The sequence below is a fragment of the Glycomyces tarimensis genome (assembly GCF_054776215.1).
This window is the reverse complement of record NZ_BAAHCB010000001.1, coordinates 168,923-185,626: the sequence shown is the minus strand read 5'-3', so window position 1 is coordinate 185,626 and position 16,704 is coordinate 168,923. Positions and strand designations below refer to the sequence as shown.

At 70.4% G+C, this 16,704-nt stretch carries 11 protein-coding genes; 7 read left to right on the top strand and 4 right to left on the bottom strand.

Features of this window, described 5'->3' with window-relative positions; all coding sequences use genetic code 11:
- Positions 1–24: 24 nt before the first annotated feature.
- The gene (locus ACYVK3_RS00860; RefSeq protein ID WP_460495341.1) at positions 25–1,092 is read right to left on the bottom strand and encodes a PLP-dependent cysteine synthase family protein; all 1,068 of its coding nucleotides are present in this window, start codon (positions 1,090–1,092) and stop codon (positions 25–27) included.
- Between the two features lie 105 nt (positions 1,093–1,197).
- Between ACYVK3_RS00860 and ACYVK3_RS00855 the strand changes: the two genes are divergently transcribed.
- Complete coding sequence (locus ACYVK3_RS00855) at positions 1,198–1,476, top strand: hypothetical protein (RefSeq protein WP_460495340.1); 279 nt, start codon at positions 1,198–1,200, stop codon at positions 1,474–1,476.
- A gap of 70 nt (positions 1,477–1,546) precedes the next feature.
- Here ACYVK3_RS00855 and ACYVK3_RS00850 read toward each other — a convergent pair whose 3' ends face one another.
- Positions 1,547–2,626 carry a nicotinate-nucleotide--dimethylbenzimidazole phosphoribosyltransferase gene (locus ACYVK3_RS00850; RefSeq protein ID WP_460495339.1) on the bottom strand — a complete coding sequence of 360 codons (1,080 nt, stop codon included), beginning with the start codon at positions 2,624–2,626 and terminating at the stop codon, positions 1,547–1,549.
- A gap of 50 nt (positions 2,627–2,676) precedes the next feature.
- Between ACYVK3_RS00850 and dapF the strand changes: the two genes are divergently transcribed.
- A complete protein-coding gene (gene dapF / locus ACYVK3_RS00845; protein WP_460495597.1) occupies positions 2,677–3,459 on the top strand; it encodes a diaminopimelate epimerase in 783 nt (260 codons plus the stop codon).
- Positions 3,460–3,498: 39 nt separating this feature from the next.
- Positions 3,499–7,302: an nSTAND1 domain-containing NTPase gene (locus ACYVK3_RS00840; RefSeq protein WP_460495338.1), complete on the top strand. Its 3,804-nt coding sequence runs from the start codon at positions 3,499–3,501 to the stop codon at positions 7,300–7,302.
- 12 nt (positions 7,303–7,314) lie between these two features.
- On the opposite strand, the gene ACYVK3_RS00835 is transcribed toward ACYVK3_RS00840, so the two are convergent.
- On the bottom strand, positions 7,315–8,703 hold the full coding sequence (locus ACYVK3_RS00835) for an NAD-dependent malic enzyme (protein WP_460495337.1): 1,389 nt from the start codon (positions 8,701–8,703) through the stop codon (positions 7,315–7,317).
- 220 nt (positions 8,704–8,923) lie between these two features.
- Between ACYVK3_RS00835 and hflX the strand changes: the two genes are divergently transcribed.
- On the top strand, positions 8,924–10,345 hold the full coding sequence (gene hflX / locus ACYVK3_RS00830) for a GTPase HflX (protein WP_460495336.1): 1,422 nt from the start codon (positions 8,924–8,926) through the stop codon (positions 10,343–10,345).
- A gap of 146 nt (positions 10,346–10,491) precedes the next feature.
- Positions 10,492–12,147 carry a hypothetical protein gene (locus ACYVK3_RS00825; protein ID WP_460495335.1) on the top strand — a complete coding sequence of 552 codons (1,656 nt, stop codon included), beginning with the start codon at positions 10,492–10,494 and terminating at the stop codon, positions 12,145–12,147.
- Between the two features lie 61 nt (positions 12,148–12,208).
- Here the strand turns inward: ACYVK3_RS00825 and lexA are convergent, their stop codons facing one another.
- Positions 12,209–12,865, bottom strand: a complete 657-nt coding sequence (lexA, locus tag ACYVK3_RS00820) for a LexA family protein (RefSeq protein ID WP_460495334.1) — start codon at positions 12,863–12,865, stop codon at positions 12,209–12,211.
- A gap of 394 nt (positions 12,866–13,259) precedes the next feature.
- Between lexA and nrdR the strand changes: the two genes are divergently transcribed.
- Together nrdR and ACYVK3_RS00810 are read left to right on the top strand one after the other, a co-directional pair.
- Entirely contained in the window at positions 13,260–13,724 is a 465-nt protein-coding gene (gene nrdR, locus ACYVK3_RS00815; protein ID WP_460495333.1) for a transcriptional regulator NrdR, read from the top strand.
- A 68-nt stretch (positions 13,725–13,792) separates the two neighbouring features.
- The gene (locus ACYVK3_RS00810; protein ID WP_460495332.1) at positions 13,793–16,648 is read left to right on the top strand and encodes a vitamin B12-dependent ribonucleotide reductase; all 2,856 of its coding nucleotides are present in this window, start codon (positions 13,793–13,795) and stop codon (positions 16,646–16,648) included.
- Positions 16,649–16,704 lie beyond the last annotated feature (56 nt).

Here is a 16,704-nt window from a genome sequence, read left to right as displayed (position 1 = left end):
GCGGGGCGGGGCCCCGCGACCGGCTCATCTGCTCGCGCGCCAGCGGCCCGAGGCGGCGAACTCCTCGAGGACGCGCCGGTGCGGCTCGACGTCGAGTCCCTTGGCCGCGGCCCAGGCGTCGTCATAGAAGCTGCTCCGATAGGCCTGGCCGCCGTCGCCGGCGATCACGACGAGGTCGCCGCCGGCGCCGTCGGCCTCCATGCGCGAGGCCAGTTCCATCGCCGCCCAAAAACAGGTGCCCGCGGCGGGCCCGAACTCGGCGCCGCGCCGCTCGGCGAGATAGCGCATGGCCGCGACGCTCGCCGCGTCCGGCACCGGGACGACCGCGTCGACGAGCTCGGCGTTGAACGCGGGCTCGACGCGGGGACGGCCGATGCCGGGAATCCGCGAGGGCATCCCGGTCGCGTAACCGCCGTACCCGGTGGCCCAGCTTGGAAAATAGCTGGAGTTCTCCGGGTCGGCCACGGCCACCCGGGTGTCGGCGCCGACGTAGCGGAGATGGCGGCCGGCGGTCGCCGAGGTGATCCCCGTGCCCGCGCCGCAGACGATCCAACGCGGCGGCGCCTCGCACTGCGCCAGGATCTCGCTCGCGACATTGCCCGCGCGCCAATCGGTCACGGCCTCGGCCCGGCCGAACATGTCGAGGTAGTGCCCGCCGCCCTCCTCGGCGATGCGGGCGGCGGTCTCGTAGATCGCCAAAGGAGGATCGACCGGCTCGCACCGGCCGCCGAGCCGCTCGACGGCCTCGATCTGCGCCGGGTGCGCCTTCGCGGGCATGACGGCGACGAACGGAAGCCCGAGCCGCTGAGTGAAGTGCCCCAGCGAGACGGCGGCGCCCCCGCCGGTGGCCTCCACGATGGTGGTGCCCTCGCGGATGTCGCCGCTGACGAGGCCGTGCAGGAGCAGGTCGCGGACCAGGCGGTGCTTGAGGTTCCCGGTCGGCTGCGCCGACTCGTCCTTGATGTGGACGGCGATCGCCTCGCCGAAGCGTTCGATGCCGGCGCGCAGGGGCGTAGCGGGCACCGACTCGGCATCGGCGCGGAGCGCGGCGATCGCGGTTCGGACCCAGTCCGATGGGAATCGCTCAGCCATGACCCCAGGCTAGGGCACGCCGTTTTCCATTGCGGGACAGGCGGTATTGCCGTGCGGCGCAACGGTCCGCGCCATCGCGGCGACAAGGCTCGATATGGTCGTGGTGTGACTGAGACTCCCGAACCAACGCGCGTCTCCGCCCGGATCGCGGTGATCGCGGCGCTGGCGATCGTCTGGATCGCGGTCCTCGTATGGCTGTGGCCGGGTGAGATCGTCAGCGAGTCGTGCTTCGCGTACGCCCCACTCACCGAAGGGGGCGGCCCCTGCGCGGAGGCGATCCGAGCAGAGGAACGCTCCAGGGCGTGGTTCCTCCCGGCCCTGGCCGCCGGGCCCGCGCTCGCCGCCGTCGCCTGGTTCACCCTCCGCCCCAAGGACCGCGGCTAGCGCCCGCGCCGAGATCGGCGGCGCACTCGTCACCGAGGCCGTCTTCGCCTACCCCGGTCCCGGGAGCCTGTCAGTCGGACTCGTGCTCGTCGCCGGCCGTGTCCTCCGCCGGCTCCTCGGCGGACTCGTCCTCGGCCGCCTCCCGCTTGCGCTCCTCGCTCTCCTGCAGCGGCAGCGCCTCCGAGAAGCGCAGCGCCTGCTGGAGCAGCTCCCAGCCGACCGGCAGGCCCGCGCCCTCGCCCAAGTCGAGGCCCAGCCCGAAGTCGTCGGCCAGACCGCCCTGCTTGGCCAGCTTCGCGACCACCGGGTGCGGCGAGCGGTTCGGCATGTAGCACCACTTCGGCGCGGCCAGCCCGAAGTCGCGGGCCAGCATCATCGCCGCCGCGGCGGCCGCGCCGTCCAGAAGCATCGCCGTCGAGCGCGTCGCCGCCGCCAGGATCGCCCCCGCCATCGCCCCGATCTCGGCCCCCGCCAGCCGCGCCACCAGCGCGTCCGCCTTGCGCCGAAAACCGTGGTTGAACGCCAGGTGGTCCCGCAGCACCGACACCCGCGCCATCCACGACACGTCGTCGACCAGCCCGCCCGGCATCCGCAGCTGCGGCATGAACGCCGTGATGTCGTCCTTCGCGATGAACGAGCACACGCCCACCGCCGCGGTCGTCGCCCCCGCCCCGAGCCCGGCGATGAGCAGGATGTCCGCCCCGCCGTCGATCGCCCGATCAGCCCGCTCGCGGCCCAGCGCCAGGCACTCGGCGAGCCGCGACTCGTCCAGCAGCGGGCCCTCCACACCGTCGCTCGCCCCGGTCTCGACGACCTCGGCCGGCACCCCGGCGCGCGTCACGGCCGCGCCCAGCAGCCCCTCACCGCGCTGCACCGCCAGCACCTGATCGGCCAGCGGCGCCGACTCACCGGCGTCCCAGCCCTCCGGGTACGCCCCGGCGAACAGCAGCATCTTCGGAGATTCGAACGGCCTGGGATCATCGGTGCCCTGCATCCGGGCGGCCCAGCCGACGGCGGGCTGGAGGCTCCCGAGCCCCGTGCCTTCGATCAGCGCGTTCTGGAGCCGCGCGGTCGCGCGCGTCGTCCACACCCCGTTGGGGAACTTCGCCTTCAGGTCGTCGAGGGGGCCGGCGTCGGTCGTATCAGTCACGGCATAAGGCTAGCGCGGCGCCCATGCGGCACAATTGCCATGTGACCGCCATCGACTTCACCAAGGGCCACGGCACCGGCAACGACTTCGTGATCGTCCCCGACCTCGCCGACCGCAGCCGCCTCAGCGCCGCCGACGTCGCCGCCCTGTGCGACCGCCGCTTCGGCATCGGCGCCGACGGCCTCCTGCGCGTCGCCCCGTCCACCGAGCCGGGGAGCAAATGGTTCATGGACTACCGCAACGCCGACGGCTCCATCGCCGAGATGTGCGGCAACGGCATCCGCGTGTTCGCCCGATACCTGCTCGAACAGGGCCTCGCCGACGGCCCCGACATCCCCATCGCCACCCGCGCCGGCGTCAAGACCGTCACCGTCGAAGGCGAGCAACTGCGCGTCGACATGGGCCCGGCCGCCTTCGGCGCCACCTCCCAAGCGAGCGTCGACGGCTACACATGGCCGGGCCAGGCCGTCTCCATGGGCAACCCGCACCTCGTGTGCCAGCTGAGCGACGAAGCCGAACTCGAAGCACTCGAACTGCACCGCCGGCCCCGCTACGACACCGGGCTCTTCCCCGAGGGCGTCAACGTCGAATTCGTCGTCGGCTCCGCCCCCCACGTCCGCATGCGCGTCCACGAGCGCGGCGTCGGCGAGACCGCCTCATGCGGCACCGGCGCCTGCGCCGTCGCCGCCGTGGCGTTGCGCCGCGCCGGCACCGACACCGGCACCTGCAAGGTCGACCTCCCCGGCGGCACCCTCACGATCACCGTCACCGACGAGACCGTCCACCTCGCCGGCCCCGCCGTCCTCGTCGCCGAAGGCACCGCCCGAATCTAGCTTCGATCGGCACTGGACGCGGTCTGACAGACTGACCCCATGCCCCCCTTCGAAGCCCCCGACGAGCACCAACCCCGCGGCGATGTGCGAGCGGCACTCGAATCGGTCCTGGACGCCGCCGTCGACACCGACGGCGAGGGACTGCGGGAACTCACCAGCGGCGCGCTCTCGCGCCTGAGAGCAGACTTCGCCGAGCCGGGGGACCTCGTCCTCCACGTCCACCGAGCCATCGACGCGCTCCAAGACGACCTGTACCGGCAGGAGACCCGCCGCCGCATCGAGACCGACGGAGGCCGCCGCCGCGCCGTCCAGCTGCGGCTCGTCCGCGAACAGCTCGTCGGCCTCACCGCCGGCATCGACGCGACCGGCCCCGCCGAGGAACGCCCCGACCCGCGCTGGCAGCACGAGCCCCCCTACCGGGGCCTGTGGCCGTTCTCCGAGGACGAGTCGGCCGTGTTCTACGGCCGCTCGCGCCTCACCGCCGAACTCACCGGGCACCTCGAAGCATGCCTGACCGAGACCGGCATGGCCGTGGTCACCGGCGCCTCCGGCGCCGGAAAGTCCTCCTTGATCCGCGCCGGGCTCATTCCCGCCATCGCCAACGGCCAACTCCCGGTGCCCGGCTCCCAGGACTGGCCGGTACTGACCACCACCCCAGGGGCCAAGCCGCTCGAGAACCTCGCCCGGCGCCTCGCCGAACTCAGCGGCACCGACGCCGGATCCATCCGCAACACCCTCGCCTCACGCCCCGACCAGGCCTACCTCTACGCCCGCCAAGCCGTCTTCACCCACACCGACGGCATGGAGCCCGACCGCCGCGACCGCGTCCGCGCCTCCGGCCGCCTGCTGCTCTTCATCGACCAGTTCGAAGAGCTCTTCACCCTCACCCGCGACGACACCGCGCGGCACGCGTTCATCACCGCCCTGTTCGCGATCGCCTCCGGCGGCGGCGACCCCTCGGGCGTGGTCGTCATCGGCGTCCGAGGCGACTTCATCGACCGCTGCGCCGCCATCCCCGCGATGATCCCGATCCTGCGCCGCCACTCCTTCGTCGTCGGACCGCCCGAACCCGACGAACTGCGCCAGGTCATCACCGGGCCCGCCGCCGCGGCCGGGCTGCGCATCGACGACGGCCTCACCGACGACCTCCTCGCCGACCTGCGCAGCGCCGCGGGCGGCGGCGCCTACACCGCCGGAGCGCTCCCGCTGCTGTCGCAGACCATGCTCTCGCTGTGGCAGCGCCGCGACGGCGCCCGACTCACCCGCGCCGCCTACAACGAGATCGGCGGCGTCGGCCGCGCCATCGAAGCCGGCGCCGAACGCGTCTACCAGGACCTCGACCCCCGTCAGCGCGCGCTGGCCGCCGAGGCGTTCCGGCGCCTGACCGTCATCGACCGCCACGGCGAGGTCTCCCGCCGCCGCGCCGCCCGCTCCGCCCTGCTCGCCGAACTCCCCGGCGCGGCCCCGGTCCTGGAGACCTTCACCGCCGCCAGGCTCGTCGTCATGGTCGGCGACTCCGTCGAAATCGCCCACGATGTGCTGCTGCGCTCCTGGAAGCGGCTGGACACCTGGCTGCAAGAGGACCGCATGCACCGGGCCCTCCTCACCGAGGTCGCCGACGACGCCGCCGAATGGCTCGAACACGGCAAGGAACCCTCCTTCCTCTACCAGGGCGCCAAACTCGAAGCCGCCGAGCGCACCAGGCCCGTCTGGAAGTCCAACCCCGACACCCACCGCGAGTGGAACGCCGGCGTCGAGGCGTTCCTCGACGCCTCCGCACGAGTCGCGGCCCGCCGCGCGGGCACCCGACGCCTCGTCACCGTCGCCCTGATCGCACTCCTGGCCGTCTCCCTGACCGCGGCCGGCATCGCCTTCCAGCAGAACCGCGTCGCCGAGGCCGCCAACACCGAGCTCACGGCCGAACGCAACCGGCTCCTGGCCGACGACCTCGCCGAAGCCAGCGCCGACAACGCCGGCCGCGACGGCGACCTCTCCCGCCTGCTCGCCGCGGCCGCATGGCAGATCGACCCCGACGCCGCCTACGAGAACACCATGGCCCGCGCCCTCGACGACCCGGTCGACTACACCGCCGAACCCCACGTCGACGAAGTCGAACAGATCGCCTTCGCCCCCGGCGGCGAGACCCTCGTCAGCAGCAGCGGCGAAGGCGACCTCGTCGTATGGGACGTCACGGGCCGCACCGAGACCGCCGGCGTCGACGGCCTCGACGCCGACGACCTCGCCTTCAGCCCGGACGGCGCCGAACTGGCCGTCAGCACCGCCGACGGCGTCCACCTCCTCGACCCCGCCGACCTGAGCGAACGCGACGTCGTGCAGATCCCCGCGGACGCCACCGGCTTCGGCTACGGCCCCGAGGGGCTCCTGGTCGCCGTCGACTCCACCCTCATCGCGATCGACCCGGCCTCCGAAGCCCAGTCGCCGGCCCCGCCCTGGAGCGTCGGCGACATCGACTCGGTCGCGTTCAGCACCGACCTCGGCGCCTACCTCATCGGCACCGCCGACGGCGTCTGGACCACCGCCGGACTCGACACCGACCCCGAGCGGATCTGGACCGGCTCGGGCGATCGCCGATTCAGCGACGGCGGCCGCTACATGCTCGAATGGTCCACCACCGCCGTCTCGCTCATCGACCTCGAGCTCGGCCGCCCCATCCGGACGATGGGCATGACCGACCGGATCGGCGACGCCGCCGTCGACGCCGACGGCTCGGTCATCGCGCTCGCGGTCGGATCCGAGGTCCGATACGTCCGGACCGACGACATGACCCAGGTCACCGCCTTCGACACCGCGTACCCCGACGCGCTCGACTTCAGCTTCAGCGCGGACGGCACGACGATCGCCATCACCGGCGCGGCCGGAACGAAGGTATGGAAGCTCGACGGCGACGGCCTCGCCGGCGCGCCGCTGTTCGACGAGCCCGAAGCACCCGGCCGTCTCGTCCGCCTCCATCCCGACGGCGAATCGCTCATGATCGTCGACGCCGGCAGCCACCGCCGCTTCGACCTGGCCACCGGGGAGCCGATCGACGTCCACTGGGACACCGAGGACTGGATCGCGCACGTCTCCTACAGCCCCGACGGCCGATGGATCACGGTCGTCGACGGCGAGAACCATTCCGACGGCGACACGGTCCGACTCGACCTCGACGATCACGCCGCGATCCTCGACGCCGACAGCGGCGAAGAGCGCCTGGTGATCGAGCCCGTCAACGGCGAGACCGCCATGTTCGGCCACGCCACGATCGCCTACAGCCCCGACGGCGCGACCGTCGCCGCCGTCAACGACAACGCCATCAGGATCTGGGACCTCGCAGACGGCGCCATGACCGACGAGATCACGGGCGACTTCTCCGCCACCTCCGGGCTCCAGTACAGCCCCGACGGCTCGCGCCTCCTCGCGCTCGGCGACGACACGCCGATGGTGTGGGACCTCGACACCGGCGAGTTGCGCACCCTGGACGAGCCGACCGCCCCGGGCGTGTCCTTCTTCGGCCTCGGCGGCGGGGCGAGCTTCACCAACAGCGGGCGGCACATCGCCCAGACCTCGGAGAGCGACCGCACGACCGAGGTGTGGGACGCCGACACCGGAGCCCACCTCGTCTCGCTCGCGATGACCGGGGAACCGCTCGCGCAGCTCCACGTCCCGGCCCGCGAGGCCGTCTTCGCACTCGCCTCCGACGGCACGCTCTTCCGCCAGGACCTCGGCTTCCTCACCACGCCCTACGAGACCCTGTGCGCGCGCACCGACCGGTCGCTGACCGAGCGCGAATGGGCCGAGCACCTGCGAGGCCTGGACTACGGCTCGATCGAGGTATGCGACTGACCCGCCCCGCTCTCAGCGCATGGACTCCTTGACCGAGGCCGCCACGGCCGGCGCCACGTGCGAGTCGAACACGCTCGGCACGATGTAGGTCGCGTTGACCTCGTCCTCCCCGACGCAGTCCGCGATCGCCCGGGCCGCCGCCAGCGCGGCCTCGTCGTTCCAGCCGCGCGCCTGAGCGTCCAACAAACCCCGGAACACCCCGGGGAAGGCGAGCACGTTGTTGATCTGGTTCGGCTGGTCGGACCGCCCGGTCGCCACGATCGCCGCGTAGCGCCCGGCCTCGCTCGGACTGATCTCCGGGTCCGGGTTCGCCAACGCGAACACGATCGGATCCTTGGCCATCTTCGCGACGTCCGAGCCCTTGAGGATGTTCGGGGCGCTCACGCCGATGAACACGTCCGAGCCCTCGACCGCGCCCGACAGGTCACCGGAGTAGCCGTCCTTGTTGAAGTTGTCGGCGAGCCACCTCCACGTCTCGTTGTCGGTCTCCATGCCCCGGTGAAGAGCGCCGTCGCGGTCGACCGGCACGATGTCGCCGATCCCGGCCTTCGCGAGCAGCCGCATGATCGCCGTCCCGGCCGCCCCGCAGCCGACGATCGTCGCGCGCACGTCCTGGAACTCCTTGCCGACCACGCGCAGCGCGTTCGTCAGCGCCGCCAGCACGACGATCGCCGTGCCGTGCTGGTCGTCGTGGAAGACCGGGATGTCGAGCTTCTCGCGCAGCCGGGCCTCGATCTCGAAACAGCGAGGCGCGGCGATGTCCTCCAGATTGATGCCGCCGTACGTCGGTGCCAGCGCGGTGACGATGTTGACGATCTCGTCGGTGTCCTGCGTGTTCAAGCACACCGGCCAGGCGTCGACCCCCGCGAACTTCTTGAACAGCGCCGCCTTGCCCTCCATGACCGGCATCGCGGCCTCCGGACCGATATTGCCCAGGCCGAGCACAGCCGAACCGTCGCTGACCACCGCCACGGTGTTGCGCTTGATGGTCAGGCGGCGGGCGTCGTCGGGGTTCTCGGCGATCGCCATGCACACCCGCGCCACGCCCGGGGTGTACGCCATCGACAGATCGTCGCGGTTCTTCAGCGGCACCTTCGGCTGCACCTCGATCTTCCCGCCCAAGTGCAGCAGAAACGTCCGGTCGGAGACCTTCTTGACGTCGAAGTCCGGCATCGCGTCGAGGATCTGCGTGATCTGGTCGGCGTGCGCGGAGTCGGAGGTGTCGCAGGTCAGGTCGACGACCATGCGCTTGTTGTCGGAGGAGACCACGTCAAGCGCGGTGACGATGGCACCGGCCTGCCCCACGACGGTCGCGAGCCGCCCGGCCGCGCCGGGATCGGCCGAAAGCGCCAATCGGACCGTGATGGAGAAACCGGCGCTGGTCAGTCGAGCAGAAGTCATGCCACTCCTAGAAAGTCACCACGTTGTGGACTCGCGAAAACAAGTACCGACAATTCTGCCACCGCCCCGGCCTCCCCCGACCGCGCCCAGGGCCCCTGGTGGCCGCCCCGACCTGCAATCCCGCACACGCCGGTACGTATTCCACCGAGACGTCCCACGTGCGACACGCGATATTCGCTTCTGCTTGCCGCCGGTCCGTGTCAAGCTTGAGGTAATGCAGATGGAGTACCAGAACTTGAACGAAGAATTTTCGACCACCCAAGCCCCGTCCACCGGCGAACTCGACCTCGAGGCTCGCCAGGCGCTCCGGCGAGTGTCCGGCCTCGCCTCCACCGAACTCGCCGACGTCACCGACGCCGAATACCGGCGCCTGCGCCTAGAGCAGGTCGTCCTGGTCGGCGTCTGGACCGAAGGCTCCGCCGAGGACGCCGAGAACTCGCTCGCCGAGCTCGCCGCCCTGGCGGAGACGGCCGGTTCCGTGGTCGCCGACGGCCTCATCCAGCGCCGCTCCAAGCCCGACCCCGGCACGTTCATCGGCTCCGGCAAGGTCCGGGAGGTCAAGGACGTCGTGGAGGCGCTCGGCGCCGACACGGTCATCTGCGACGGCGAACTCTCGCCCGGCCAGCTGATCGCCCTCGAAAAGGCGATCAACGTCAAGGTCATCGACCGCACGGCCCTGATCCTCGACATCTTCGCCCAGCACGCCAAGAGCGCCGAAGGCAAGGCCCAGGTCGAGCTCGCGCAGCTGCAGTACCTGCTGCCGCGCCTGCGCGGCTGGGGCGACGCCATGAGCCGCCAGGCCGGCGGCCGCGCCGGTTCCAACGGCGGCGTCGGCCTGCGCGGTCCCGGTGAGACCAAGCTCGAGACCGACCGCCGCCGCATCCGCGCCAAGGTCGCCAAACTGCGCCGCGAGCTCGCCAAACTCACCGTCACCCGCGAGACCAAACGCGACTCGCGCACCCGCAACCGCGTCCCGGGCGTCGCCATCGCCGGCTACACCAACGCCGGCAAGTCGAGCCTGCTCAACGCCCTCACCGGCGCCGGCATCCTCGTCCAGGACGCCCTGTTCGCCACGCTCGACACCTCCACCAGGCGCACCCGCACCTCCGAGGGCCGCGAGTACACCGTGTCCGACACGGTCGGCTTCGTCCGCCACCTGCCCCACCAGCTGGTCGAGGCGTTCCGCTCCACGCTCGAAGAGGTCGCCGAGTCCGACCTGATCCTCCACGTCGTCGACGGCTCCCACGCCGACCCGGTCGGCCAGGCCGACGCGGTCCGCGAGGTGCTCGCCGAGGTCGGCGCCGAGGAGGTCCCGGAGCTGCTCGTGGTCAACAAGCTCGACGCGGTCGAACCCGACCGGCTGCTGCAACTGCGCTCGGACTGGCCCGACGCCGTGTTCGTCTCGGCGAGCACCGGCGAAGGCATCGACAAGCTGCGCGACGCCATCGAGCGGGCGCTGCCCCAGCCGAACGTCACCCTCACGGTCTGCGTGCCGTACGTCCGCGGCGACCTGGTCTCGCGGATGCGCTCGCGAGGCGAGGTGCTCGCCACCGAGCACCGCGGCGACGGCACCGTCATGACGGTCCGCGTCGACCCCGCCCTGGCGGGAGAATTGCGGCCCTTCGTCCTCGAATCGCACTGAGTTTCCGTGGTCCCGAACATGTCTCAAAGGCCTCCGGCTATCGTGCAGGCGTGTTCTGGAACACTTGCCTGATGCGAGAGCGCCGTGGGATACGTCCTGCTTGGAGAACGCGTCTCGTCGCCGGGGCGGCAGGAGCCGCGCTGGCGATGGTCGCGGTACCGGCCCATGCCCAGGATGAAGACGCGGGCGGCGGGTCCGCCATCTGCGACCTGCATGACGACCGTCTGAGGAGCCCCTCGGGGATCGTCGCCGCCCACGACGGCGACGGGTGGTGGATCGTCCCCGCCGGGGAGAACCAGAACGAGACCCTGTCGATCATCCGAGTCGGCTCCGACTGCAACGTCCGCGAGGCCGAGGAGTCCTTCATCGAGCACCAGCCGCGCGATCCGCAGGCGCTGGCGTTCGACACCGACGGCTTCATGTGGGTGGCCGACACCGGCCAGGCCCTGGAGCGCGACTCCATCGCGATCACCCAGCTGATGCAGGGCGACGAGGCCAACTACGCGATCTACCGCTACGTCTTCCCCCAGAGCCCCGAAGAGGTCGAGGCGTTCCTCGTCCAGCCGGACGAGGACTACCCGCTGTTCTTCACCTCCGCCGACGGCGAGACGACGATCTACCGGGGCGTCGGCGATAACCTGGCGTTCGACACTCCTCTGGAGAACGCCGGCACCGTCACGCTCGCCGAGGGCGGCTCGGTCACCGGCGCGGCCTTGAACGCCGACGGCTCCAAGGCCGTGCTGCGCACCGCGAACGCGGCCTACGAGTACACCGTCGAGGGCGGCGACATCGTCGGCGCGCTGACGGGCACGGAACCGGTGGTCACGCCGCTGGAAGACGGCGGCACGCCCGAGGACATCACCTACGACGCCGACGGGAACTTCGTCACCCTCTCCTCGGTCGACGACGGGGACGGCACGGTCGGCAGGCTCACCCAGTACACCCCGGCGGCCCCGGCCGCGGAGGAGACCTCCGAGGCCGCCGCCGGCGACGAAGCCGCGACCGAAGAGGCGGGCCCGAGCCTCATCGATCGGATCCTCGACCTCGGCTTCACCACGATCATCAGGATCCTCACGGCGATCGCCGTGGTGGGCTTCCTGGTGATGCTCGGCGGCATCCTCGTCATCCGCAAGTCCCGGCGCGAACGCGCCGCCGGCGACGACGACAAGAGCGAGATGAACGTCGCCAGGGAGGAATCGGTCTTCGGCGAGGTGCGGGACGATCCGCCGGCGCCCGACCCGATCGACCTGGGACTCGACGCCGGCCAGCCCGATCCGGAGGTCGCCAGCATCGCCAAAGGCTCGGGCGCGGTCTACGGCGCCTCCAAGGCCGAGCCGGGGGGCAGCGTGTACGGGGCCAAGCGGCCCGAGGCCACCGGCAGCGTCTACGGCGCGAAACCGGCCGCGGAACCCCCCGGGAACGTCTACGGCGCGGCCGCCTCCCCGCCGCCCCCCGCGCCGAAACCGGAACAGGCCGGTCCGGTCTACGGCGGCGCCCGCGCCGAGCCGCAGTACGGGGCCTTCGAGGGCGCCGGGCAGGGCAGCATCTACAACGACGCCGCCGGCTCACCGCCGCCACCGCCGCCGCCACCTCAGGTGGCACCTACGCAGCGGCCTCCGGCGCAGCCCGTCGGCGGCACCTACGGTGCGCCGCGCGAGCCGTCCGGCTCCGTGTACGGGGCGCAGTCCTCGAGCCCCTCGCCGGGAGGGCGGGTCTACGGCGGCAACGACGAACGGACCCCGGAGTCGGATGACGACTTCTGGGGCCCGCCTGAAGCTGGTACGTACGGCCGGGGGCGCTAGCGCCGCACCCACTCACTGGTGCGGACGCGCGCTCTGGGTTGTTCGAACCGGGTGTGCTGGGTCAGATCTTGCGGAGGACGGCGACCACACGACCGAGGATCTCGGCTTCGGAGGCGTCGATCGGGTCGTACAGCGGGTTGGCCGGCATCAGCCAGGGCTTGCCGCCCTTGCGCTTCCACGTCTTCACCGTGGCGTCGCCGTCGATCATGGCGGCCACGATCTCGCCGTTGAGCGCGTCGGGCTGCTGACGCACCACGACCCAGTCCCCATCGGTGATGGCCGCCTCGATCATCGAGTCGCCCTTCACCCGCAGGAGGAAGTGGATGCCCTCGCCGACGAACTCCGCCGGCAGCGGCATGACGTCGTAATCGCGTTCCTCGGCGAGGATCGGCTGACCGGCCGCGATCTCGCCGACCATCGGCACGTAGCGCGGGCGCGGATGCTGTGAGCAGGTCTGGACGCCGCCGGGCGTGGACTGCTTGACGCCGACCGCGCGGGGGCGTCCCGCCAGCCGGTTCAGGTAGCCCTTCCGTTCGAGCTGCTTCATCTGGTATGCGACGCTCGAGGCCGACGCGAGGCCGACTTCGGCGCCGATTTCTCGGACGCTGGGCGGATACCCCTTGTTGTTGATGAATTCCTCGATGTACTCGAGGACTTGCTGTTGCCGACGCGTCAGCTTGCGCGTTTTCGGTCGGGCTGTAGTGGTCTCGCTAGCCACAGGAAGCTCCTGTAAGACAAATGGGACGGTATGTCTGATTCCGACAATGTAACTCAGGCTCAGTGTCAAGTCAAACATTCGTGCGACTTCGGCGTGTCGCCGCACTCGCCTGAATGTGCCGCGACTCGTCGTTTCCGCCTCGCTCGGCGCTCTCCGGGGCGCCGTGTGGTGAGCTGAGGACCGCTCCAAGATCGCGATGTGCCAAATCGGAGTAGGATAGACCCTAGATCTTGTGGTTTGATGTATCGTCTCTCACTAGGTGTTGGGGTTTCCGCGCCCGGCGCACGCGCCGAAGGCAGACTGAACCCCACCCGGCGCGAGCGCCGGACCCGAACGGGTGACCTCGAGACCGTCGGACCCCGACGCGATGATTGCCGAGAAGGAGAGCGTAGCGATGCGATGCCCTTACTGTCGTCATCCGGACAGCCGAGTGGTCGACTCCCGAGAGGCCGAGGACGGCAAGATCATCCGGCGTCGGCGGGTCTGCCAGGAGTGCGAGAAGCGGTTCACCACCGTCGAGGAATCGGTCCTCGCCGTGGTCAAGCGCAGTGGCGCCACCGAACCGTTCAGCCGGAGCAAGGTCGCCACCGGGGTCATGAAGGCCTGCCAGGGGCGGCCCGTGGACGCCGACGACGTGGCGAAGTTGGCACAGGCGGTCGAGGACGCGATCCGCTCGCGGGGCGTCGCCGAGGTGCCGAGCAACGAGGTCGGCCTCGCCATCCTCGAACCGCTTCGGCGGCTCGACGAGGTCGCCTACCTGCGCTTCGCCAGCGTCTACCGCAGCTTCGAATCGCTCGAGGACTTCGAGGCCGCCATCATCCAGCTGCGTGAGCAGCACGCCGCCAATCATAGCGGCTAGCAGTGCGAACACCCATCACAACCAGCGAAAACCACATCATGGGCATGAGCAGACAGGGGCGAGGAGACATGCCGAAGACAGTCAAGACAGCCGACGGCGCCGCAGAGGCCAAGGGCGCGAAGAAGGGCGCCAAGCGGCCTTCAGAGGGACTACGAGTCGAACGTGTGTTCACAACGGAGGGTGTGCACCCGTACGACGAAGTCAAGTGGGAGTCCCGCGACGTCGTCATGACCAACTGGCGCGACGGCTCGGTCAACTTCGAGCAGCGCGGCGTCGAGTTCCCCGAATTCTGGAGCCAGAACGCCACCCAGATCGTCACCTCGAAGTACTTCCGCGGCGCCGTGGGCACGCCGCAGCGCGAATCGAGCCTCAAACAGCTCATCGACCGCGTCGTCAACGCCTACCACAACGCCGGCGACAAGAACGGCTACTTCGCCACCGCTCAGGACGCCCAGATCTTCGCCGACGAGCTCACCTGGCTGCTGCTGCACCAGTACTTCAGCTTCAACTCCCCGGTGTGGTTCAACGTCGGGACCGAAGCGGCGCAACAGGTGTCAGCGTGCTTCATCCTCAGTGTCGATGACACGATGGAGTCGATCCTCGACTGGTACAAGGAAGAGGGGATGATCTTCAAGGGCGGCTCCGGCGCCGGGGTCAACCTCTCCAAGATCCGCGCCTCCTCCGAGCTGCTCTCCTCGGGCGGCAACGCCTCCGGCCCGATCAGCTTCATGCGCGGCGCCGACGCCTCCGCCGGCACCATCAAGTCCGGCGGCGCCACCCGCCGCGCCGCCAAGATGGTGGTCCTCGACGTCGACCACCCCGACATCGAGGACTTCATCGAGACCAAGGCCCGCGAAGAGGAGAAGATCCGAGCGCTGCGCGACGCCGGCTTCGACGTCGACCTCGGCGGCGAGGACATGTTCTCGGTCCAGTACCAGAACGCCAACAACTCCGTGCGCGTCTCCGACGAGTTCATGCGCGCCGTCGAAGAGGGCACCGACTACCCGCTCATCGGCCGCCTCGACGGCAAGGAGATCGCCCGCCGCGACGCCCGCGAGGTCTTCCGCAAGATGGCCGAGGCCGCTTGGGAATGCGCCGACCCGGGCATCCAGTACGACGACATCATCAACGACTGGCACACCAACTCGAACACCGACCGCATCTACGCGTCTAACCCCTGCTCGGAATACATGTCGCTGGACGACTCGTCGTGCAACCTCGCGAGCCTCAACCTCATGAAGTTCCTCGGGGAGGACGGCTCGTTCGACGTCGAGCACTTCGTCAAGACCGTCGAGTTCGTCATCACCGCCATGGAGATCTCGATCTCCTTCGCCGACTTCCCGACCGAGAAGATCGGCCAGACCACCCGCGACTACCGCCAGCTCGGCATCGGATACTCCAACCTCGGCGCCCTGCTCATGGCCTCCGGCCACGCCTACGACTCGGACGAGGGACGCGCGCTGGCCGCCGGCATCACCTCGCTGATGACCGGGGCGTCCTACCGCCGCTCCGCCGAGATCGCCGGCGCAGTCGGCCCCTACGCGGGCTACGAGCGCAACGCCGAACCGCACCAGCGGGTCATGCGCAAGCACGCCGCCGCGTGCGAGGACGTGCGCACCTTCGGGGACATCGACGCCACGGTCCTCGACGCCGCCAAGGCCGAATGGGCCAAGGGCAACGAGATCGGCGCGGTCAACGGCTGGCGCAACGCCCAGGCCTCGGTGTTGGCGCCAACAGGGACCATCAGCTTCATGATGGACTGCGACACCACGGGAATCGAGCCGGACCTGGCGCTGGTCAAGCACAAGAAGCTCGTCGGCGGCGGCTCCATGGAGATCGTCAACCAGACCGTGCCGCGCGCGCTCTCCAGCCTCGGCTACGGCGAGGACGAGACGGCCGCGATCGTCGACTACATCGCCGAGCACGGCCACGTCGTGGACGCGCCGCACCTGGCCCAGGAGTACTACTCGGTGTTCGACTGCGCCATGGGCGAGCGCTCGATCGCCCCGATGGGGCACGTCCAGATGATGGCCGCGGTCCAGCCGTTCCTGAGCGGCTCGGTGAGCAAGACGGTGAACTTGCCTGAGACCGCCACGGTCGAGGACATCGAGCAGGTCTACTTCGAGGGCTGGAAGCTCGGCCTCAAGGCCCTCGCGGTCTACCGCGACAACTGCAAGGTCGGCCAGCCGCTGTCGGCGAAGAAGAAGGAGATCGACGCCAAGGTCGAAGAGGTCGTGGAGAAGGTCGTCGAGGAGATGACCGTGCACGGCCCGGTGCGCCGCAAGCTCCCCAAGCGCCGCCCGAGCCAGACCACCTCGTTCACCGTCGGCGGCGCGGAGGGCTACATCACCTCCTCCTCGTATCCCGACGACGGGCTCGGCGAGGTCTTCCTCAAGATGTCCAAGCAGGGCTCGACCCTCGCCGGGGTCATGGACGCGCTCTCGGTCTCGATCTCGATCGCGCTCCAGTACGGCGTGCCGCTCGAGAAGTACGTCGAGAAGTTCACCAACATGCGCTTCGAGCCGGCCGGCATGACCGACGACCCGGACATCCGCATGGCGTCCTCGGTGGTCGACTACGTCTTCCGCCGCCTGGCGCTCGACTACCTGCCGTACGAGGACCGCGCGGCCCTGGGCATCCTCACCACCGCCGAGCGCACGGCCGAGGTCAACGGCGAGGACCCGGCCAAGGTCGCCGCGGAATCCGAGGCCGAACTCGACCAGATGCGGACCTCCGCGCCGATCGAGGAGTCCGTGAAGCAGGAGCTGAAGCTCGAGTCGAAGCCGTCGCGGGCCGACGTCCTCCACTCGGCCCAGGCCAGGAGCGCGGACGCGCCGCTGTGCATGAGCTGCGGCACGCCGATGCGGCCGGCGGGCTCGTGCTACGCCTGCGAGGGCTGCGGCGCGACGAGCGGCTGCAGTTAACGCCGGGGAACGACCGCCCGAGGGGGCGGGGGACGCACTCGCGCTCCCCGCCCCCT